At 66.0% G+C, this 19331-nt stretch carries 23 protein-coding genes and 1 pseudogene; 12 read left to right on the forward strand and 12 right to left on the reverse strand.

Going from position 1 to position 19331, the window contains the following annotated elements:
- Positions 1–160 precede the first annotated feature (160 nt).
- The 3 genes from VFW84_RS15695 to VFW84_RS15705 are packed head-to-tail and all read right to left on the reverse strand — an operon-like array spanning position 161 to position 1900.
- Entirely contained in the window at positions 161–1255 is a 1095-nt protein-coding gene (locus VFW84_RS15695) for a 6-carboxytetrahydropterin synthase (protein ID WP_329681405.1), read from the reverse strand.
- Positions 1256–1262: 7 nt separating this feature from the next.
- Entirely contained in the window at positions 1263–1610 is a 348-nt protein-coding gene (locus VFW84_RS15700) for a nucleotide pyrophosphohydrolase (RefSeq protein WP_329681406.1), read from the reverse strand.
- 23 nt (positions 1611–1633) lie between these two features.
- The gene (locus tag VFW84_RS15705; RefSeq protein ID WP_329681407.1) at positions 1634–1900 is read right to left on the reverse strand and encodes a hypothetical protein; all 267 of its coding nucleotides are present in this window, start codon (positions 1898–1900) and stop codon (positions 1634–1636) included.
- 277 nt (positions 1901–2177) lie between these two features.
- Here VFW84_RS15705 and VFW84_RS15710 point away from each other — a divergent pair, with 277 nt between their 5' ends.
- Genes VFW84_RS15710 through VFW84_RS15750 form a run of 9 tightly spaced genes read left to right on the forward strand, consistent with a single transcriptional unit; the run spans position 2178 to position 11396 of the window.
- Positions 2178–3335, forward strand: coding sequence for a methyl-accepting chemotaxis protein (locus tag VFW84_RS15710; protein ID WP_329681408.1), 1158 nt, complete (start codon positions 2178–2180; stop codon positions 3333–3335).
- A 34-nt stretch (positions 3336–3369) separates the two neighbouring features.
- Positions 3370–3741, forward strand: coding sequence for a response regulator (locus VFW84_RS15715; protein WP_329681409.1), 372 nt, complete (start codon positions 3370–3372; stop codon positions 3739–3741).
- A gap of 10 nt (positions 3742–3751) precedes the next feature.
- Positions 3752–4063, forward strand: coding sequence for an STAS domain-containing protein (locus tag VFW84_RS15720; protein WP_329681410.1), 312 nt, complete (start codon positions 3752–3754; stop codon positions 4061–4063).
- Positions 4060–6312, forward strand: a complete 2253-nt coding sequence (locus VFW84_RS15725; RefSeq protein WP_329681411.1) for a chemotaxis protein CheA — start codon at positions 4060–4062, stop codon at positions 6310–6312. The genes VFW84_RS15720 and VFW84_RS15725 overlap by 4 nt, the downstream gene beginning before the upstream one ends.
- Positions 6313–6321: 9 nt before the next feature.
- Entirely contained in the window at positions 6322–8499 is a 2178-nt protein-coding gene (locus VFW84_RS15730) for a methyl-accepting chemotaxis protein (RefSeq protein WP_329681412.1), read from the forward strand.
- Positions 8500–8512: 13 nt separating this feature from the next.
- On the forward strand, positions 8513–9016 hold the full coding sequence (locus VFW84_RS15735) for a chemotaxis protein CheW (RefSeq protein WP_329681413.1): 504 nt from the start codon (positions 8513–8515) through the stop codon (positions 9014–9016).
- Positions 9017–9034: 18 nt separating this feature from the next.
- On the forward strand, positions 9035–9856 hold the full coding sequence (locus VFW84_RS15740) for a protein-glutamate O-methyltransferase CheR (protein WP_329681414.1): 822 nt from the start codon (positions 9035–9037) through the stop codon (positions 9854–9856).
- On the forward strand, positions 9856–10326 hold the full coding sequence (locus VFW84_RS15745) for a chemotaxis protein CheD (protein WP_329681415.1): 471 nt from the start codon (positions 9856–9858) through the stop codon (positions 10324–10326). The genes VFW84_RS15740 and VFW84_RS15745 overlap by 1 nt, the downstream gene beginning before the upstream one ends.
- Positions 10323–11396, forward strand: a complete 1074-nt coding sequence (locus VFW84_RS15750) for a chemotaxis response regulator protein-glutamate methylesterase (RefSeq protein WP_329681416.1) — start codon at positions 10323–10325, stop codon at positions 11394–11396. Before VFW84_RS15745 ends, VFW84_RS15750 begins: the two co-directional genes overlap by 4 nt.
- Before the next feature lie 16 nt (positions 11397–11412).
- Here VFW84_RS15750 and VFW84_RS15755 read toward each other — a convergent pair whose 3' ends face one another.
- The 7 genes from VFW84_RS15755 to VFW84_RS15785 all read right to left on the reverse strand — a co-directional run bounded on the left by VFW84_RS15755 (position 11413) and on the right by VFW84_RS15785 (position 15913).
- Entirely contained in the window at positions 11413–11637 is a 225-nt protein-coding gene (locus tag VFW84_RS15755) for an ATP-binding protein (RefSeq protein ID WP_329681417.1), read from the reverse strand.
- Positions 11634–12269, reverse strand: coding sequence for a glutathione S-transferase (locus tag VFW84_RS15760; protein ID WP_329681418.1), 636 nt, complete (start codon positions 12267–12269; stop codon positions 11634–11636). Before VFW84_RS15760 ends, VFW84_RS15755 begins: the two co-directional genes overlap by 4 nt.
- Entirely contained in the window at positions 12266–13132 is an 867-nt protein-coding gene (yghU, locus tag VFW84_RS15765) for a glutathione-dependent disulfide-bond oxidoreductase (RefSeq protein ID WP_329681419.1), read from the reverse strand. The genes VFW84_RS15760 and yghU overlap by 4 nt, the downstream gene beginning before the upstream one ends.
- A 41-nt stretch (positions 13133–13173) precedes the next feature.
- A complete protein-coding gene (locus VFW84_RS15770; RefSeq protein ID WP_329681420.1) occupies positions 13174–14436 on the reverse strand; it encodes an RNA polymerase sigma factor in 1263 nt (420 codons plus the stop codon).
- Between the two features lie 18 nt (positions 14437–14454).
- A complete protein-coding gene (locus VFW84_RS15775; protein ID WP_329681421.1) occupies positions 14455–14865 on the reverse strand; it encodes a VOC family protein in 411 nt (136 codons plus the stop codon).
- 94 nt (positions 14866–14959) lie between these two features.
- Positions 14960–15325, reverse strand: a complete 366-nt coding sequence (locus VFW84_RS15780; RefSeq protein WP_329681422.1) for a YciI family protein — start codon at positions 15323–15325, stop codon at positions 14960–14962.
- Positions 15326–15400: 75 nt separating this feature from the next.
- Positions 15401–15913 (reverse strand): hypothetical protein, encoded by a 513-nt coding sequence (locus VFW84_RS15785; protein WP_329681423.1) that lies wholly within the window; start codon positions 15911–15913, stop codon positions 15401–15403.
- A 343-nt stretch (positions 15914–16256) separates the two neighbouring features.
- On the opposite strand from VFW84_RS15785, the gene VFW84_RS15790 reads away from it, so the two are divergent.
- Positions 16257–16658, forward strand: coding sequence for a TerB family tellurite resistance protein (locus VFW84_RS15790; protein WP_329681424.1), 402 nt, complete (start codon positions 16257–16259; stop codon positions 16656–16658).
- A gap of 46 nt (positions 16659–16704) precedes the next feature.
- Here VFW84_RS15790 and VFW84_RS15795 read toward each other — a convergent pair whose 3' ends face one another.
- On the reverse strand, positions 16705–17238 hold the full coding sequence (locus tag VFW84_RS15795; protein WP_329681425.1) for a helix-turn-helix domain-containing protein: 534 nt from the start codon (positions 17236–17238) through the stop codon (positions 16705–16707).
- Between the two features lie 60 nt (positions 17239–17298).
- Between VFW84_RS15795 and VFW84_RS15800 the strand changes: the two genes are divergently transcribed.
- Together VFW84_RS15800 and VFW84_RS15805 are read left to right on the forward strand one after the other, a co-directional pair.
- Complete coding sequence (locus VFW84_RS15800; protein WP_329681426.1) at positions 17299–18345, forward strand: alpha/beta fold hydrolase; 1047 nt, start codon at positions 17299–17301, stop codon at positions 18343–18345.
- 26 nt (positions 18346–18371) lie between these two features.
- Positions 18372–19046 (forward strand): alpha/beta hydrolase, encoded by a 675-nt coding sequence (locus VFW84_RS15805; RefSeq protein ID WP_329681427.1) that lies wholly within the window; start codon positions 18372–18374, stop codon positions 19044–19046.
- Positions 19047–19097: 51 nt separating this feature from the next.
- Here VFW84_RS15805 and VFW84_RS15810 read toward each other — a convergent pair.
- Positions 19098–19331: pseudogene (locus VFW84_RS15810) on the reverse strand (hypothetical protein); the annotation flags it as partial.

Consider the following 19331-nt stretch of genomic DNA (forward strand, 5'->3'; position numbering starts at 1 on the left):
TCCTTGTTCCCACACAAGGAACAGAGGCAGAAATTTGGTATATGGCGGCGCTCAGGATGCATCACCACGCATGCAAATGACATCAACTGACGCCAACTTTCGTCAATTTGCCGATTTCAAGAAAATCCCGCAAAAACCCGCATGACGAGAAAACGCCGCCTCAGATCGGCAGCGCGGGCCCCTCGCCGCCGAGCAGGGCCAGCGCCCCGCAACCGCGTGTTTCGTACAGGTCCACGCGGTCCACCTGGGGCAAGGTCTTGCGGGCTTCGCGCAGGATCCAGTGCGAGATCGACGCCGCGTCGCAGTCCTCCAGGCCGGGCAACTCGTGCAGGGGGTGGTGGTCCAGCGCCTTGAAGATGGGGTTGAAGCGGTCCTTCACGTCGCCAAAGTCCACCGTCCAGCCCATCACCTCGTCCAGGGGCGCACACAGGTGCAGGCGCAGGGTGTAGGTGTGGCCGTGGATGTGGCTCAGGGGGTCATCGGGCGGCGCGTTGCGCAGGAAGAGGGCGCTGTCCAGCGTCATCTCCTTCCAGATGCGGTAATCATGGCCATTGAAGTTGGCACCACAGGAGCCCGTCTCGTACACCGTCACCCAGGACAGTTCGGGCAGCACGGCCTTCAGGCGCGTCCACAGCCAGCCGGCGATGACCTCGCTGGTGGGGTTGCTCAGGCCTTCGATGGCATTGAGGTACTTGTGGTGCAGCTGCGCATGGAAGGGCGCCCAGACCTCGTCGAGGTGGTCGTAGTCGATGCTGATGTCGCGCCCGCCGGCATCCTGGTTGGCGTGCAGGATCACCTCGAAGCCATGGCCATGCAGGCGCCCGCACTTGTGGCCCATGGGCACGTTGGGCAGCTTGTGGGCCGACTCGAAGCGGTAACGGCGCCAGACATGGGCGTTGTCCTCGCGATCCAGGTCCACCCCCTGGTCGGCCAGGCTCTGGATGCCCACCTGCTCCAGGCCGGGCACCCCCAGGCGGTCACGCAGCCAGCGGGCGATGTTCTCGTCGGTGGGCGAAGGCAACACCTCGTTGAGCAGGCGGTAGTCCAGCAGCTGCGTGCAGGCCTGCAGGCGCTGGCCCAGCGCCTCGACCTCCCCACCCGGGAAAGAGGCCCAGTCAGGCGGCAGGCTGGCGCGGATCTTGGCCACAAAGCTGTGGCCGTGCAGGCCTTGCGCGCGGTGCCCCTGGGGCAGCACGGACACCTGACGGGCCGACTCGAAACCGCGTGAGGCGGTGTGCAAGGTGGTGAGGGTCATGATGGCGTCAATTGGCAGCCGACCCGCTCGGCCCCGGCTCAGGATACTTCTGCGCATTGAGGCGCATCTTGTCCTGCGCGGCGGCCACCAGGTCCACATCCAGCACGGTCGACAACTGCACCAGGTAGAGCAGCACATCGGCCATCTCGTGGGCCACGGCCTGCTTCTGCTCGGGCGCCAGCTCGCGGCTTTGCGCCTCCGTCATCCACTGGAAGTGCTCCAGCAACTCGCCGGCCTCGACAATGAGGGCCGAGGCCAGGTTCTTGGGCGAATGGAACGGCCCCCAGTCGCGCGCATCAGCGAACTGTTGCAGGCGCTGGGCCAGTTGTTGGAGGCTGTCAGGTGCGGGGGTCACAGCCCGCACTGTACTGCAGCGCTTCAGCGCTGAGCGTCGGCCAGCGGCTTCCAGTGCAGAAAGCCGAACAGCAAGGTCAGGAAGGCGCTGACCACGAAGGGGCCCTTGTACAGCGCCACCTGTCGACGAAAGATCACCACCTCCAGCACATGCGCGCCCAACAGGATGGCCACTCCCAGGCGCAGCCCGTGGGTTGCCTCGGGGCTCAAGCCCGGCAGGGCGACAAAAAAGCTGGCGAGGGTGGCCGCGTACAGGGCCAGCGCGCCGATCTTGTTGACGGTGTAGAACATGTGCGTCTCCGGTGTTTTAGTTGACAACGACCATTGTCAAAACAGACGGATGCTATCGCATGTGCCGCCCCCCTCCCTCGGCACGTCCCAAATTACCCAGGACAGCAAATAAATTTGACGCCCCGTCCTCAATGTTGGCCCACAAACAGCCGACATTCAGGTGTCGTTCAGTCAGTCACTCTTGTCCCGGGTGGCTGCAGATGTGGATGTGCGGGACAAAAAAGCCCTCTCGACCAGCCGTGTGCTGGCTCGTTTCATCCATCAACACGATACCGTCATGCACCGTCCGCTCTCTCCAGCTGGCGTCGACAGCGCCCCTCCGGTGTCTCGTCATCGGGATCTGGCGTGGGCCAGCCTGGCCTGCCTGGTCGCAACGATCCCCTTGCTCGACCAGATCAATGCCTACACCCTGACCCCGCCGATCGCCATGGCCGTGCTGGGCGCGTGGCGCCTGTGGCGCGCACCCAGGGCCCAGGCTCCCGCCACGGACACCGACGCAGCCACCCTCGCGTCGGCCCAGGGCACCGAGCCGCTGAACCATCTGCTGCTGGGCGTGCTGCCCGTGTGGCACCAGCATGTGGTGTCGGCCCGCACCCAGATCGATGACGCGGTGAACGACCTGGTGGGCAACTTCGCCTCCATCACCGATCAGTTCGAGGCCGCCGGCTTCAAGGGCACGGTGAGCGCGTCCTCCCAGAACGACGCCACCGCCTCGCTGCTGGCGCTGTGCGAGGAAGAGCTGCAGCAGGTCATCACCGTGATGAATGCCCTGACACACAGCAAGGACGCGATGAACACGAGCATGCAGGAGCTGATGCTCGCGACCAAGGACCTGCAGACCATGGCCGCCGGGGTGGCCCAGATCGCCTCGCAGACCAATCTGCTGGCCATCAATGCCGCCATCGAGGCTGCCCATGCCGGCGATTCAGGGCGCGGCTTTGCCACCATCGCCAAGGAGATCCGTGGCCTGTCCCAGTCATCGGCGCAGACGGCCAGCCAGATCACGCAGCGCATCGCGCGGGTCACCGAGATCATGAACGGCACCTCGGCCGCCGCCGCCAAGGCGTCCACGGAAGAAGAAACCGCCATCGGGCGCTCCAGCAGCGCCGTCAACGACGTGCTGGCCCACATGCGCCAGCTCAGCGCCGACGCAGACACCATGCGCGACCGGGGCAATGTCATCCGCAACGACATCGAACAGCTCATCATCGGCCTGCAGTTTCAGGACCGCGTGAACCAGCTGATGTCGGTGGTCGATGGCGACATCACCCGCCTGCGCGATCAGGTGGAGCGACACGATCCGCCGCCGCCCGCCGAGCAATGGCTGCAAGAGCTCCAGACGCGCTACACCATGCGCGAACAGCGGCACCGCACGGATGTCACCAATGCTGCAGCGTCCGCGGATGCACCCGCTCGCAAGGTCGTGTTTTTCTGAATCCAAAGTTCAAAGCCAAGGGAAGGGCCACCATATGTCCAAAACCGTTCTGGTTGTCGATGACTCCAGCTCCTTGCGTGCCCTCGTGAAGATGGCGCTGGTGCGGGCGGGTTACAGCGTGATCGAAGGTGCCGATGGCCGCGAAGGCCTGGCCCAGCTCGACAAGGCCGGCAAGGTGCATCTGATCGTCAGTGACGTGAACATGCCCAATATGGACGGCATCACCTTCGTGCAGCAGATCAAGCAGCATCCCAAGCACAAGTTCATCCCGGTCATCATGTTGACCACGGAAGATGAAACCGCCAAGATGCAACAGGCCAAGGCCGCCGGCGCCCGCGCCTGGCTGATCAAGCCCTTCAATCCGCCCGAGTTGCTGGACGCAGTCTCCCGGCTGGCCGCCGCCTGAGGAGCTCGCCATGCCCCATGCCTGTGAGCTGCCCGCCGAACTGACGATCTACACGATCGGTGAGTTCTACCCCGAGTGCGTGAACTGGGTGACGGCCCCGACGGACGAACACGACGATGGCTGCCTGCGCGTGGCCGCCGGCTCCGTCGCCGAGGTCGATGCCGCCGGGGTGCAACTGCTGCTGTCGCTGTTGAACAGCCTGCAACGCCAGCACCGTCGCCTGACACTGGTCGACCCCAGTCAGGCCCTGATGTCGGCGGTCAAGACCCTGGGCGCCTGCAGCCTGATGCGCGACGCCGACCTGAAAGGAGTCGCCCTGTGAGCCAAGCCCCCAGCGATGACGATCTCATCCAGGAAATGCTGCCGGCCTTCATCGAAGAGGCCCACGAGCAAATCGCCGCGCTCGAGCAGTTGCTGCTGCAACTGGAGGCGACGCCCGATGACAGCGAGCTGCTCCATGCCCTGTTCCGCTGTGCGCACACCATCAAGGGTTCGGCCGGCGTGTTCGGCCTGGACCGGGTGGTGAACTTCACGCACCATGTGGAAGCCCTGTTGCAGCCCATGCGCGAGGGTCGTCTGTGCCTCACGCCCGCCCTGAGCACCTTGTTGCTGCAAAGCAATGACGTGATCCGTGCGCTGGTCAACGAGGCCGGCAACGACCCGGACGATGACCCCGACACCGTGCAGACCCGCGAGGCCCTGGTGACGCGCCTGAAGCAGGCCACCGCCGAAGCCACGGGCGACACGCCCTCACCCGCACGATGCCCGACCGAGCCCACCGCTGGCCCGGATGCCGATACCGGGCTGCGCCGCTGGCAGATCTCGGTGCGCTTCACGGCCGACACCTTCCGCCATGGCATCGACCCCTTGACACTGCTGAACTATGTGGCTGGCCTGGGCGCCATCCCTTGTGCGCTGTGTGATGCGCAGACCATCCCGCCGCTGGAGGCCCTGGATCCCGAAGATTGCCATCTGGCCTTCGAGTTCCAGCTGGACACCACGGCCACGCGCGAGGAGATCGAACAGTCCTTCAAGTTTGCGCGCGAGGACTGCGAGCTGATCATCCTCGAGCCGGGCGCCAGCCCCAAGGATCTGGTCACGCTCATCGAGGCCATGCCCGATCAGCCCCGACTGGGCGACATCCTCGTGTCGGCCGGCGCCATCTCCCGGGTGCAACTGCTGCAAGGCTTGCAGACCCAGAACGAGGCGGCCGATGCGACGGACTCGTCCGGCCCGGCCCCACGCCTGGGTGAGGTGCTGCAAAGCAGCGCCGCCGTCAGCCCCACCGTGGTGGCCGCCGCACTGCAGAAGCAGCAACGCCAGCGCTCAGGGGGCCCCGGCACAGGCGATGAGAGCCACTACATCCGCGTGCACGCCGACCGTCTGGACGAAGTCATCAACCTGCTGGGCGAGCTGGTGATCGCGGGCGCCGGCGCCTCGATGCTGGCGCGTCAGACCCGTCAGCGCTCACTGGTGGAAGCCAACCAGCAGGTCACGCGCCTGATCGAGGGCATCCGCAACAGCACCTTGAAGCTGCGCATGGTGCCCATCGGGGAGACCTTCACGCGCTTTCGGCGGGTGGTGCGCGACACTGCCGCCGAGCTGGGCAAGGAAGTCGCCCTGGAGATCGTGGGCGGCGACACCGAACTGGACAAGGCCATGGTGGAGCGCATCGCCGATCCGCTCATGCACCTGGTGCGCAACGCCCTGGACCATGGCCTGGAAACACCAGAGCAGCGGGTCGCATCAGGCAAGCCGCCCCAGGGCAAGCTGACGCTGAGCGCTTGCCACGAATCCGGCAGCATCCTGATCCGCATCATCGACGATGGCCGCGGGGTGCAGCGCGACAAGGTGCTGCAGCGCGCCTGGGACCAGCGCCTGCTAGAGCAGGGCGAGGTGCCCCCCGATCACGAGATCCTGAACCTGATCTTTGCCCCGGGCTTTTCCACCGCGGAGAAGATCACCAACCTCAGCGGTCGCGGCGTGGGCATGGATGTCGTGCGCAGCAACGTCGAGGCCCTGCGAGGGTCGGTCACGATCTCCAGCGAAGGCGGGCAGGGCTCGTGCATCGAGATCCGTCTGCCCCTGACCCTGGCCATCATCGACGGCTTCCTGGTCGGCGTGGGGCCCTCCAAGTTCATCCTGCCGCTCGACGCCGTGGTCGAGGTGATCGCCAACCGGGCTGCGGCCACCGCGGTAGATGCCAGCGGACGCTGCTGCGTCGAGTTGCGCGGCGAAGTGCTGCCGGTGGTCGATCTGCGCACCCTCTATGCCCTGGACTCGCCCCCGCCCGAACGCAGCAGCGTGGTGGTGGTGCGCTCGGGCACGCGTCGTTATGGCGTGCTGGTCGATGCCCTGCTGGGGCAGCACCAGACCGTCATCAAACCCCTGGGCCTGATGCTGCGCAGTCTGCGTGGCGTGTCGGGCTCGTCCATCCTGGGCACCGGCGAAGTCGCCTTGATCGTCGACGCCGCCGCCCTGGGTCAACTCGCAGCGCAGCCACGCACGGTGCACGGCAAGACACAGCGGTCCGATGGCTCTGCCAGCCCGATCGCCCACACTCAACTCTAGGAGATCGCGATGACACAGCACAGCCCGTCCTGGTGGCTCAAACTGCTTGCAGGCAAGGAACTGCAACGCCACAGCGACATCCTGGCCGAGCACGAACGTGCACGCCAGGATGCCGAAGAGGCCATGAACACGCTCAAGGGCCGTCTGGCCGAAGTGGAGTCGGAGCTGAAGGTGCGCACCGACATCATGAATGTCACCAGCATCGTCTCCGAGGCCGACAAGAAGGGCGACATCGTCAGCGTCAACGAGAAGTTCATCCAGGTCTCCAAGTACCGGCGTGACGAGCTGATCGGGCAACCCCACAGCACCACGCGCCACCCGGACATGCCCAAGGAGACCTTCAAGCAACTGTGGTCCACCATCGGGCGCGGCGAGATCTTCCGTGGCGTGATCAAGAACCGCGCCAAAGACGGCACGCCTTACTACGTCGATGCCGTGGTGGCGCCCATCCTGGGCGACAACGGCAAGCCCATGAAATACCTGGGCGTGCGTTATGACATCACCGAAGCCGAGATCGAACGGCAGAACGCCAAGGGCATCCTGTCGGCCATCGACCGCTCCTATGCCTTCATCGAGTTCGATCTTCAGGGCCATGTGCTCAACGCCAATCAGAACTTCCTGGGCGTGATGGGCTATCGACTGGAGGAGATCGTCGGCAAGCACCACCGCATGTTCGTGGACCCCAGCCAGGCCGCCGAACACGCCTATCACCAGTTCTGGCAGGACCTGCAATCGGGCAAGCCCCGCAATGATGTCTTCAAGCGCATCGCCAACGGCGGCCGCGAAGTCTGGATCCAGGCCGTCTATGCGCCCGTGTGCGACGAAATGGGCCGGGTGGTCAAGGTGGTCAAGCTCGCCACCGATGTGACGGAAAGCGTCATGGCCAGCCGCATGCTGAACCTGTCGGTGGAGCAGGCACAGGCCGTCACCTCGGCCGCCATGGCCGGGGACCTCTCGCAGCGCATCCCTCTGGAGGGCAAGAGCGGCCCCATCAAGGTGCTGTGCGAAGGCGTCAATGCCCTGATCGACACCACCTCGGTCATCTTCAACGACATGGGTCGCGTGCTTGGGGCCCTGTCGGCCGGTGACCTCACCCAGCGCATCGAACGGGACTACGAAGGCACGTTTGCCGAGGTCAAGAACGACGCCAACGCGGCCAGCGAGAAGCTGGCGGCCATCATCGACGATGTGGGCCGCGTGTTCTCGGCCCTGGCCGAAGGTGATCTGAGCCAGCGCATCACGCGGGAGGCCGAAGGCGTGTTCGATCAGGTCAAGAACGACGCCAACACCAGCGCCGACAAACTCGCCGAGGTGATCGACGAAGTGCGTGCCGCCGCCAATGCGCTGACGGGGGCGGCCAACCAGGTCAGCGCCACGGCGCAGTCGCTGTCGCAATCGGCCAGCGAGCAGGCCAGCTCGGTCACCGAGACCACCTCGTCCATCGAACTGATGTCCGCCTCGATCACGCAGAACAGCGACAACGCCCGGGTGACCGATGTCATGGCCACCAAGGCCAGCAAGGAAGCCGATGAGGGCGGCGCGGCCGTGACCCAGACGGTGAGCGCCATGAAGCAGATCGCCCAGAAGATCGGCATCATCGACGACATCGCCTACCAGACCAATCTGCTGGCCCTCAATGCCGCCATCGAAGCGGCCCGCGCGGGCGAGCATGGCAAGGGCTTTGCGGTGGTGGCCGACGAGGTGCGCAAGCTGGCCGAACGCAGCCAGGAAGCCGCCAAGGAGATCGGTGACCTCGCCGGGGACAGCGTCTCCACCGCGGAGCGAGCAGGCAAGCTGCTCGACGAGATCGTGCCCTCGATCCAGAAGACCTCCGAGCTGGTGCAGGAGATCGCTGCCGCCTCGCAGGAGCAGAGCCAGTCGGTCACCCAGATCGGCAGCGCCATGGGCCAGTTGAGCAACACCACGCAGATGAACGCCTCGGCATCCGAAGAGCTCGCCGCCACCTCGGAAGAGCTGTCCGGCCAGGCCGAGCAACTGCTGCAGTCGGTGGCCTTCTTCAACTTGGGCGAGCCCGAAGAGGCCTCGCGCCGCAGCCGTGCCGAATCCGATCACCCCATGGAGCGCCGCGCACCGAACTCACCCATGCGTGGACATGGCCACAAGGCCGTCCAGCCCAGCGTGCCCAAACTGGCCACGGGCACACGGGGCAACTTCCGCCCCTACTGAGCAGGAGCACACCATGAGCAACGTCGGCAATGACAGCGTGCCCGCCCAGTTCCTCACCTTCTGGCTGGGCGAAGAGGTGCTGGGCATGGACATCCGCACCGTGCGAGAGATCATCCAGTGCGGTCCCATGGCCACCGTGCCCCTGATGCCGAGCTTCCTGCGCGGGGTCATCAATCTGCGGGGCTCGGTCGTGCCGGTGATCGATCTGAACGCCCGCTTTGGCCGCCCCCCTGCCAAGGTGGGCAAGAAGAGCTGCATCGTCATCTTCGACGCGATCCGATCGGGTGAACGCACCGAGCTGGGCCTGCTGGTCGATGCGGTCAGCGAGGTCATCAAAATCGCCCAAGACCAGATCGAGCCCGCACCCGATTTCGGCATGTCCGTGCGCCGGGATTTCATCCGCGGCATCGGCAAGGTCGGCAAGCGCTTTGTCATCCTGCTGGAGCCCGACCGCGCACTGGATGTCCAGGAAATGGCCCATCTGTGCGAGGCGGCCCAGGAAGTGGTCACCTCCTGATCATCCGCAGGCCCCGACATGCACCCCCTGGCCGACGACACCTACCGCAAGATCGCGGGTCTGATGCATGACAGCATCGGCCTGTCCTTCAACGACAGCAAGAAGGCGCTGGTCTCCTCGCGCCTGACACAGCGTCTGCAACGCCTGAACATCGGCGGCTTCGAAGAGTACTTCGCACTGATCTCGGGCGATCAAGATCATGGCGAGTTTCAGGTCGCCGTTGACCTGCTGACCACCAACGAGACCTATTTCTTCAGAGAGCCACTGCACTTCGAGCTCCTGGAGCGAGAGCTGAGCCAGAAGCGTCCAGCATCCCTGTCGGTGTGGAGCGCGGCCTCGTCCTTCGGCGACGAGGCCTACAGCATCGCCATGCTGCTGGCCGACCTGCAGATGCAGGGGCGAGTGGGTCAGCACTGGTCCATCCTGGGCACCGACATCAGCGACCGCGTGCTGCGCAGCGCCAGCGAGGCGGTGTTCCCGCAGGAGCGTCTGCGCGAGGTCTCACCCCAGCGCCTCAAGCGCTATTGCCTGCGTGGCGAGGGCGACTTCGACGGCCTGGTCAAGATCCAGCCCCGCATCACCGAGCATGTGCGCTTCGGTCAGTTGAACCTGTGCCAGCCCATCGAGGCCATCGGGCCCTTTGATGTCGTGTTCCTGCGCAATGTGCTGATCTACTTCGATGAGCCCACCAAGCGCCAGGTGGTGAATCAGGTGCTGGGCCAGTTGCGCGTGGGCGGCCTGTTCTTCATCGGCACCGCCGAGGGGCGCGTGCAGGCCGATGTGCCTCTGCAGCCCCTCGCTCCCGGCGTGTTCCGCAAGCTGGCCCGGGATGCCCGGTGATGGGACAAGCGGCCCCACGCGTCATCACGCTGCACCCCGGCGATGTGGCCCTGGGGCTGCGAGGCGATCGGCTGCAGACCCTGCTGGGCTCCTGCGTGGCCATCGTGCTCACCGATCCCCGGCGCACGGTGGGCACCATGTGCCACATCGTTCACTCCCGGTCCGCCGAGCAGGCGGGCAGTTCATCGTGTGCCTATGGCGACATGGCCATGAAGCGCATGATCGAGCTGCTGCAAGCCCATGCGATCAGCGTCTCGCGCTGCGAAGCCTATGTCTATGGAGGCGGCAACATGTTCCCCCATCTGGTGAGCGGCCCTTCGGTGGGAGACTGCAACGCACAGTGGGCACTCGATGCCCTGGAGGCGATGGGCGTGGGCGTGATCTCGGTGGATCTGGGCGGTGCCGTGTACCGCCAGTTGAGCTGGACCGTGGGACCCGAATCCCCTCACACTGTGGCGATCCCCTTATGACCGACCCGAACAAGATCAAGGTCTATGTGGTCGATGACTCGGCCGTGGTGCGCCAGGCCCTGATGCACATGCTGCAAGGCGAGCCGGGCATCGAGCTGATGGGCAGCGCCCCCAACCCCCTGATCGCCGGCCCCGTGATCCGCAAGACACGCCCCGACGTGCTGCTGCTGGACATCGAGATGCCGGGCATGGACGGCCTGACCTTTCTGCGCCAGATCATGGGCGAGATGCCCATCGCCACGGTCATCTGCTCGACCCTGACCGAACAGGGCAGCAAGATCGCACTTGACGCCCTGGCAGCCGGCGCTGTGGCCGTGGTGGGCAAACCCCGCCTGGGCCTGCGGCAGTTCCTGGAGGACTCCAGACGTGAACTGGTGCAGACCCTGAAAACCGCCGCCCGCTCGCGCCCGCGCGGCATCGCGCCGGGGCCCGCCAGCGCCAGAGCCACGGCCTCGAACGCCCCGCCCCCCGTGGTCCCCGGTGTGCATGGCCTGGCCGTGAACAAGCCTGTGGTGCTGGGCGCCTCCACGGGCGGCACCCAGGCCATCGAATCCGTCCTGATGGGCCTGCCTGGAGACTGCCCGGGCATCGCCATCGTGCAGCACATGCCCGAGCATTTCACCGCCATGTACGCCCAAAGGCTGGATGCGGCCTGCGCCATGCATGTGCGCGAAGCCCGGGATGGCGACCGCATCCAGCGCGGGGTGGTGCTGATCGCCCCGGGGGGCAAGCACATGCAGTTGCGCAAGAGCGGCGGTCAGTACTTCGCCGTCATCAGCGATGGCCCCCCCGTCAACCGCCACAAGCCCTCCGTGGACGTGCTGTTCCAGTCCGCCGCCGAATGCGCGGGCAAGGATGTGCTGGCCATCCTCCTGACCGGCATGGGCAACGACGGCGCCCGAGGCATGAAGCGCCTGCACGACGGTGGCGCGCGCACCGTGGCGCAGAACGAGGAAACCTGTGTCGTCTTCGGCATGCCGATGGAGGCCATCCGGCTTCAGGGGGTCGACGAGGTCCTGCCCCTGGGCCAGGTGGCCCGCGCCATCTTGCAGTTCGATCGCCGGGGCTGACGCGGTACTCTGGGCCTCAGTCCGGGGTCCGCACCATCGTGATCGCCTCGAAGGGGCACACCACGGCGCATTTCGAGCAGCCGGTGCAGCCCGGCTCGTCATGCAGCACCGCGTGTTTGGGGCCCCAGCCACGGGGGCCTTGTGCCTGCAGGGACATCACCAGGGGTGGACACGCCCCCACACATCGACCGCAACCTGTACAGCGGTCGGGATCGACGACGGGCAGCGGCTTGCGGCTCACAAGACCATCGACGGCCGCTCGGCCAGATGCGCGCGCCAGCGCATCAGGTGGGGCTGCTGCTCGGTGATGCCCACCTTGACGATGCGCGCAAAGTCCACAGCCACCACGGCGGTGATATCGGCCAAGGTGAAGCGCTCGGTGGCAATGAACTCCCGTCCGGCCAGTCGCGCGTCGAGCGTCTGGAAAAACTGCTGCACCCGAGCGCGCCCCCGTTGGGCCAGCTCGGGGATCTGGGGATAGTCCACCGGCCCGGGCAGCGCCCGGTTGACCATGGCCGGGCTGCTGTTGCGAAAGGCCTCGGCAATGGCCAGCAGGCCCTCGAACTCGGCCCGCCAGGCCCAGCTGGCCACCTCGGCCTTGTCTTCGGGTGTCACACCCATCAAGGGAGGATCGGGGTATCGGGCTTCCACATAGGCGGCAATGGCCGCGTTGTCGGTCAGCACCCGGCCTTCTTCGGTACGCAGGGCCGGCACCGTGCACAAAGGGTTCACCTGGCGATAGGCCTCGCTGAGCTGTTCGCCTGTGCGCAGATCGACCTGCACGGTCTCGTGGGCCAGGCCTTTTTCAGCCAGCAGGATGCGGGCACGGCGGGGGCTGGGCGCGGTGGCGCAGTCATAGAGGATGAGGCTCATGCGCGCTTGTCCTGCGTGAGGGTGTCGAAGTCGCTGGCATCGTGCCGCTCGTGCAATTGGCTGGCCGGATCCCCCCAGGTGCGGTTGACCATGCGCCCACGCCGCACGGCGGGTCGCTGCGCGATCTCGTCGGCCCAGCGGATGACGTGGGTGTAGGTATGCACCTGCAGGAACTCGCCCGCCTCATAGAGCTGGCCCTTGGCCATCGCGCCATACCAGGGCCAGATGGCCATGTCGGCAATGGTGTAGTCCTCGCCGGCCACATAAGGGCGCTCGGCCAGCAAGCGATCGAGCACATCCAGTTGGCGCTTGACCTCCATGGCGTAGCGGTCGATGGCGTATTCGATCTTGGTCGGCGCATAGGCATAGAAGTGGCCAAAGCCGCCGCCCATGAACGGGGCACTGCCCATCTGCCAGAACAGCCAGGACAGGCACTCGGCCCGGCGTGCGGGCTCGGTGGGCAGGAAGGCGCCGAACTTCTCGGCCAGGTACATCAGGATGGCACCCGACTCGAACACCCGGATGGGCTCGGGCCCGCTGCGGTCCAGCAGGGCCGGGATCTTGGAATTGGGGTTGACGGCCACAAAGCCGCTGCCGAACTGCGCGCCCTCCTGGATGGGAATCAGCCAGGCGTCGTACTCGGCGCCCGTGTGCCCCAGGGCCAGCAACTCCTCCAGCATCACGGTCACCTTCACGCCATTGGGCGTGGCCAGGGAGTACAGCTGCAGGGGGTGGCGGCCCACAGGCAGGTCCTGCGCGTGCGTGGGCCCGGCGATGGGGCGGTTGATGTTGGCGAACTTGCCACCATGGCCTGGCGTCCAGGTCCAGATGGCGGGGGGCGTGTAGGGGGTGGGGTCGCTCATCTCGCCAGATTAACAAATGGCGGGGCCTCCATGGGGCCACGTCAGCGGTCAGCCCGTTGCAACAGCAGGGCTTTTTCCCGCTCATTGCCGGCCAGCGAGGCCGCCTTCAGATAGGCCTCCCGCGCCGCTTCGGCACGGCCCAGCTTGTCCAGCAGATCGGCCTGCACGGCAAACAGCCAGTGGTAGCGCTGCAGGGCCTTGTCGCTCAGCAAGGTGTCCACGATGCGCAGACCCGCTGCGGGTCCCTCGGCCATGCTCACTGCCACGGCCCGGTTGAGTTCCACCACCGGGGAAGGCGCCACCCGCATCAGCTCGGCGTACAGGCCCGCCATGCGGTGCCAGTCGGTGTCCTGGGGTCGCGCGGCGCGGGCGTGGCAGGCCGCGATCTCGGCCTGCAAGCGATAGGAGCGGGCCGTCTGGCCCAGGGCCTCCGCGCGGGCCAACGCCGCCAGGCCTTGCTCAATGAGCGCGTGGTCCCAGCGGGAGCGGTCCTGATCGTTCAGCAAAATGGGTTCGCCCTGTGCATCCGTGCGAGCGGCCATGCGGGAGGCCTGGATCTCCATGAGGGCCAGCAGGCCATGCACCTCGGCTTCCTGCGGGGCCAGGTCGGCCAGCAGGCGGCCCAGGCGCAAGGCCTCCTGGCACAGCGCCGGGCGCATCCAGTCCTGACCCGTGGTGGCGGTGTAGCCCTCGTTGAAGATCAGGTAGACCACCTCCAGCACCGAGGCCAGGCGCTCGCCCAGGGCCGGGGCACGCGGCAGCTCAAAGGGCACCTTCGCCTCCGACAGGCTGCGCTTGGCCCGCACGATGCGCTGGGCCACCGTGGGCTCGGACACCAGACAGGCGCGGGCGATCTCGTGCGTGCTCAGGCCCCCCAGCAGCTTGAGGGTCAAGGCCACGCGCGCATCGGTCGACAGCACCGGGTGGCAGGCCGTGAAGATCAGGCGCAGCAGATCGTCCCCGATCGGATCCTGGCGGGCGGCATCCAGCGCATCGACAAAGTCAGGCACGATCAAGGCCTCCTGGGCGTCCAGATCACGGGCCAGCTCCTCATGGCGGGCCGCGCTCATCTGGCGGTGTCGCAGGTGGTCCAGGGCGCGGTTCTGGGCCACGGTCATCAGCCAGGCGGCGGGCTTGTCAGGCAGGCCATCGAGGGGCCAGCGCTCCAGGGCGGCCACCAGGGCGTCCTGCGCCAGCTCTTCGGCCACCCCCAGGTCCTGCACGCGGCGCATCACCACCGCCACGATGCGGGGCGACTCGGCGCGCCACACGGCCGCGATGGTGTCGTGAACCTGGGAATGCATGCGCCGCGCCCTGCGCCCTCACATCTGCTCGGGAGCGGCGCTCTCATCCATGTAGAACACCTCCCACTGATGCCCGTCCAGATCGGCAAAGCCGTGCTGATACATGAAGCCGTAGTCCTTGGGCTCGTTGGGCGTGGTGGCCCCGGCGGCCACGGCCTTGCCGATGAGGGACTCGACCTCTTCGCGGCTGTCGCACGACAAGGCGATCAGCACCTCGGTCGACTGTTTCGCATCGCTGATGGGCAGCTTGGTGAAACCCTGAAAGAAGGGCTCGACCAGCAGCATGGCGTAGATGTTGTCGGCAATCACCATGCAGGCCCCCTGCTCATTGGTGAAGCGGGGGTTGAAGCTCATGCCCAGGGCCTTGAAAAAGGCCTGCGAGCGGGCCATGTCCTGGATGGGCAGGTTGACGAAGATGTTGCGGATCATGGGGATCTCCTTGTGAATCGACAGTGGCGTCTTCACTTCCAAGACGAAGCAGCCTGGTCGACATCGACAGGCATGGCCCCCGGACGAACCCGGATCAGGCCTGGCTGTCGTCGAAACAAGGGGCCAGGGCCCGCACCTCGACCGTGCACCACTGTGCGGCCGGGCAGTCGTGTGCCAAGGCGATGGCCTCCTCACGCGTGACGTTCTGCAGCAGGAAGAAGCCGCCGATCATTTCCTTGGCCTCGGAAAACGGGCCGTCCATGACCTTGGCCTGGCCCCCCGCATGGCTGATGCGCACGGCGCCCGCATGCGATGACAAGGACTCCATGGCCTGCAGCTTGCCCTGCGCCGCCAGGCCCTCGCCAAAACGCCGCATGAGGGCATAGGCCTCCCGGCCTTCGGCCTCGGTGCGGGTCGCCCTTTGACCGGGCGGTTCGATGATGAGGAGCATGTAGGACATGGGCAGGCACCAGGTGACAAGACGCCACCAATATAGCAACGCCTGCCCCCGGGCCCGATCCGCGCCCGGCCACACTCAGTTGGCCAGGCCGCGCCCTCCCTTGCGCTGGCCCATGCCGTACTCGGGTGGCTGACGCACCGCGCGGTACATGTCGTGGTGCGTCATGCCGATGCCTTGCAGAAACTGATCCCGCAGGGCCAGCACCGAATCCACCGACTCGTCCGACGCCTCGATCAGATAGCCCTGGATGCGCTCCAGCTCTTCGATCTGGCGCTCGCTGAAGGTGGGCTTGGCCCACATCGGCAGCATGGTGCATGCCGTGAAGCCCCAGGCCGTGGGGCAGTGGTGCACCTCCTGGGCCAGCATCGCCTGGTTCAGATCTTCCAGCGCACTGCGGCCCAGGTCCTCGACCAGGCCATGCTCGACCACCTGGGCGGCCACCACCCGAGGCTCGGCCACATCCATCACCACACGACACAAGACCACATCGCCGAAGGCGTGCAGGCGGTGTCGCCAGTGCCCCTGATACAAACACGCTGCGGCAATCGGTTGATCGCTGTCCGAGGAAACGTTGTCAAACCAGTTCATGGCGCCATCCTCCGTAAGTGCGGTTTCAGGAAGGTGCCCTCTGCAGTACAGCACAGGTCACTGATGACCATCATGCAGAAATCCCGGCCCTTTGAGTGGGAGGAATTGGCAGCTTTATTCAAACGCGGGGTTTTCATGCAACGGGGCCGCACAGGGGCTGCATTCGCCTTTATGCTGGAGTGCTGGGTCAAGCACAGGCCCGCGCCTGCCGGACCGCTCAGCTCCGCGATATTCATCCTGTTTTTTATACGTCAAACTTCGATAAATGCTGCTTTTTCAGAAGTGATGTTGCGCGCACATTGAAGCCTCACCGCTCACTGTTTCCACCTGAAGGAGGTTCAAAGTGCGCAGCTACCCTCAAAACAGCCCGCAAGCCGCGGCCCGCATCGTTGCCCTGGTACTGATCTCGGACGGCCACGTCTGCAAGTCGGAGATCGACGCCCTCAACCATCTGCAGATCGAATCCGAACTGGGCCTGCCTCCGGGCGGCTTTGCGCCCGTGGTGCAGACCCTGTGCGAAGACCTGCTGCTGAGCACCGGCTCGCTGGGTGGGGTGGACGAATCGACACTGGCCTCCCTGCTGGCCGAGGTCGATGCGCCCGCCTTGCGCCTGACCGTGCTGCGTCTGGCCGATGCGGCCATCGTGGCGGACCGCCACCTGAGCGAAGGTGAAGCGCAGGTGATGACCGCGCTGCACCACCACTGGGTGCTGAACGACCCGGCGCCCGCCTTGCAGGCCGCCTGACACGCGGCGGCTGGGGCCGCGAGCCCCGGCGTGCCACAGCACCCCGTCAACCACCCGCCAGCCAGGCCAGAAGGGTCTTGCGCTGGGCCGACGAATGCGGGTGAGACAGCAGCCCTTCGACCACGAAGGTGCCCACGGTGGCCATCAGCTGGGCGCGCTCGGGGCTGTGGCCCGCCTGGGTCAGCGCCTCGATGATGTGGGCCTCCAGCATGAGGTGATAGCGATCGTGCCACTCCCGCACGGCGGGTGATGACTCGACCCGGGCGTGGATGGCATGTACCACAGCCTCATGCTCACTGAACCGGGCCATGAGCCAGGTCAGCCGCTGCAGCATGGAGCGGAAGTGCCTGGCGCGGTAGTCGGCCAGGCCCTGGGCGGTCAGGTGCTCGGCCACCGCCAGAAGCACCTCGTCCTTGCCCGCAAAGTACCAGTAGATGGTGTTGGGGGCGATGCCCGCGGCCCGCGAGATCATGGCCATGGAGGTGGCATCAAAACCATGCGCTTGAAACAGGGCGAGCGCATGCCCGACGATCTCGTCGCGCTTGACCTGAGCGTCGATGTCGCGTTTGTTCCTGGCCATGGGTGGAGGATAATTCACGATCTTGAATGCCATTCAAGTCAAACCGCAAGGACGCTCCTGATGTCTGTGGCCATCGTCGAAAACCCAATTGAATTCCTGTCCGACGGCACGGTGTGCCGGGGCTTGTTTGTCCGCCCTGCGGCCATCGATCCGCCTGCACCCCTGGTGGTGATGTCGCATGGCCTGGGCGGCTTGTACGAGATGCGTCTGGATGCCTATGCGCGCCGCTTTGCCGAGGCGGGCTATGCGGTGCTCACGTTTGACTACCGCCACTTCGGGCGCAGCGACGGCCAGCCCCGGCACTGGCTGGTGCGGGAGTGGCAGCAGGCCGACATCATGGCGGCCATCGACCACGGCAAGACCCTGCCCGGAGTGGATGGGCGTCGGGTGATCCTGTTCGGCTCGTCGCTGGCGGGCGGGCACATGATCGATGTCAGCTGCGCGCGCAAGGACATCTCCGCCACCATCATCCAGGGGCCCTTCACCGATGGGCTGGCGTCGGCCCGGGCACTGGCCGTGCCCAGCGTGCTGGGGGTGGGGCTCTTTGCCCTGGCTGATGCGCTGTCGCGGCTGGTGCGACGCAAGCCGGTGCTGGTGCCCCTGGCAGGCACCTGGGGCACTCCGGCCTTGATGACCGCGCCCGATGTGGTCCAGGGCGTGCTCAAGCTGTTCCCCCCAGGCACGGTGCTGTCGGGGCGCTTGTCGAAACACTTCCGGCGCTTTGCACAAAAGACCATCCACCTGACGCCCAACATCAGCACGTCCGAGCGGCCTGAGGCCGATCCGATCAGCGATCTCACGGGGTCCATCATCCTGCCCACAGGCACGGTGCTGATCAACGGCGTGAGCGCCCTGTTCGGGCTGATGATCATGACCTGGCGCCCGGGCAAAAAGCTCTCTCAACTGCGATCGCCCATGCTGGTGTGCGTGTGCGAGCACGATTCAGTGGCGCCCCCGGGGCCCACCTTGCGCTACGCCCGCGCTGCGCCTCAGTGTGAAACACGTGTCTACCCCTATGGGCATTTCGACATCTACACCGACGAGCCCTTTGACCTCATGACGGCGGATCAACTGGCCTTCTTGCAGCGGGTGGTGCCGGTGAATTGATGAGATGGGGCTGGCATGATCCGCTCATGACACTGAACACCCTGGACCACGAGACCGGCCCGCAGCCCCGGCGCTGCCTGATCATCCTGCACGGCCTGGGCGCCGATGGCAGCGACTTCGAACCCGTGTGCCAGGCGCTGGCACGCGATCTGGCCGATCTGGGGCCCCTGCGCTTCGTGCTGCCCAGCGCCCCGGTGATGCCCGTGAGCATGAACGGCGGCTACCGCATGCGCGCCTGGTACGACATCCGGCCTCACAACCACCCCGAGCGTGAAGACCCCGTGTCGATGCGGGCCTCGCTGCAGGCCATCCACACCCTGATCGACCAGCAGGTGGCGCGCGGTATACCGGCCGAAGGCATCGTGCTGATGGGCTTTTCGCAAGGGTGCGCCATGACGCTGCTGGCCGGCCTGCGCTACCCCCAGCGCCTGGCGGGCCTGGTGGCCCTGTCAGGCTACCTGCCCCTGGCCGACACCACCCAGGCCGAGCGCCACGCCGCCAATGCCCGCACACCGGTGTTCATGGGTCACGGCGATGCCGATGGCGTGGTGCCCATGCAGCGTGGCCAGCAGGCCTATGCCGTGCTCAGCCGCCTGGGGCAGCCAGTGCAGTGGCATGACTACCCCATTGACCACAGTGTGAGCCTGGATGAGATTGCGGATATTCGGGATTGGTTGAGGGGAGTGTGGTCGGGCGCATAGTCTCAGCATTCACGCACAGGGCTTGCTGCGTGGAGGCCAGAGACTCGCGCGTCAGCCCGTCGCCTTCTTGGGTCGCCCCTTCTTGATGTCAGCCAGGCCCGACAGCAAGGCCTTGACGCGGGCGTCGGGCAGGGCATTGAGGGCCTGCAAGGCCGCGCGCAGCACTTCGCTTTTCTTGACGGGATGTTTCCACTCGATGGCACGCAGCTTGATGCGGTCGATGAGGGCGAAATCCGCTTCGGGCATGGTGAAGGAATCGCGCACGATCTTGACCTTGCCCTCCTT

This window comes from Aquabacterium sp., from assembly GCF_036279655.1.
Lineage (GTDB): Bacteria > Pseudomonadota > Gammaproteobacteria > Burkholderiales > Burkholderiaceae_C > Aquabacterium.

What these genes read in the sequence shown, in the direction of transcription:
- VFW84_RS15795 (WP_329681425.1), bottom strand. Translation starts at nt 17,238, where the DNA reads ATGGCCAGGAACAAACGCGACATCGACGCTCAGGTCAAGCGCGACGAG.
- VFW84_RS15770 (WP_329681420.1), bottom strand. Translation starts at nt 14,436, where the DNA reads ATGCATTCCCAGGTTCACGACACCATCGCGGCCGTGTGGCGCGCCGAG.
- VFW84_RS15800 (WP_329681426.1), top strand. Translation starts at nt 17,299, where the DNA reads ATGTCTGTGGCCATCGTCGAAAACCCAATTGAATTCCTGTCCGACGGC.
- VFW84_RS15705 (WP_329681407.1), bottom strand. Translation starts at nt 1,900, where the DNA reads ATGTTCTACACCGTCAACAAGATCGGCGCGCTGGCCCTGTACGCGGCC.
- yghU (WP_329681419.1), bottom strand. Translation starts at nt 13,132, where the DNA reads ATGAGCGACCCCACCCCCTACACGCCCCCCGCCATCTGGACCTGGACG.
- VFW84_RS15805 (WP_329681427.1), top strand. Translation starts at nt 18,372, where the DNA reads ATGACACTGAACACCCTGGACCACGAGACCGGCCCGCAGCCCCGGCGC.
- VFW84_RS15730 (WP_329681412.1), top strand. Translation starts at nt 6,322, where the DNA reads ATGACACAGCACAGCCCGTCCTGGTGGCTCAAACTGCTTGCAGGCAAG.
- VFW84_RS15745 (WP_329681415.1), top strand. Translation starts at nt 9,856, where the DNA reads ATGGGACAAGCGGCCCCACGCGTCATCACGCTGCACCCCGGCGATGTG.
- VFW84_RS15715 (WP_329681409.1), top strand. Translation starts at nt 3,370, where the DNA reads ATGTCCAAAACCGTTCTGGTTGTCGATGACTCCAGCTCCTTGCGTGCC.
- VFW84_RS15735 (WP_329681413.1), top strand. Translation starts at nt 8,513, where the DNA reads ATGAGCAACGTCGGCAATGACAGCGTGCCCGCCCAGTTCCTCACCTTC.
- VFW84_RS15785 (WP_329681423.1), bottom strand. Translation starts at nt 15,913, where the DNA reads ATGAACTGGTTTGACAACGTTTCCTCGGACAGCGATCAACCGATTGCC.
- VFW84_RS15740 (WP_329681414.1), top strand. Translation starts at nt 9,035, where the DNA reads ATGCACCCCCTGGCCGACGACACCTACCGCAAGATCGCGGGTCTGATG.
- VFW84_RS15750 (WP_329681416.1), top strand. Translation starts at nt 10,323, where the DNA reads ATGACCGACCCGAACAAGATCAAGGTCTATGTGGTCGATGACTCGGCC.
- VFW84_RS15720 (WP_329681410.1), top strand. Translation starts at nt 3,752, where the DNA reads ATGCCCCATGCCTGTGAGCTGCCCGCCGAACTGACGATCTACACGATC.
- VFW84_RS15710 (WP_329681408.1), top strand. Translation starts at nt 2,178, where the DNA reads ATGCACCGTCCGCTCTCTCCAGCTGGCGTCGACAGCGCCCCTCCGGTG.
- VFW84_RS15695 (WP_329681405.1), bottom strand. Translation starts at nt 1,255, where the DNA reads ATGACCCTCACCACCTTGCACACCGCCTCACGCGGTTTCGAGTCGGCC.
- VFW84_RS15780 (WP_329681422.1), bottom strand. Translation starts at nt 15,325, where the DNA reads ATGTCCTACATGCTCCTCATCATCGAACCGCCCGGTCAAAGGGCGACC.
- VFW84_RS15760 (WP_329681418.1), bottom strand. Translation starts at nt 12,269, where the DNA reads ATGAGCCTCATCCTCTATGACTGCGCCACCGCGCCCAGCCCCCGCCGT.
- VFW84_RS15775 (WP_329681421.1), bottom strand. Translation starts at nt 14,865, where the DNA reads ATGATCCGCAACATCTTCGTCAACCTGCCCATCCAGGACATGGCCCGC.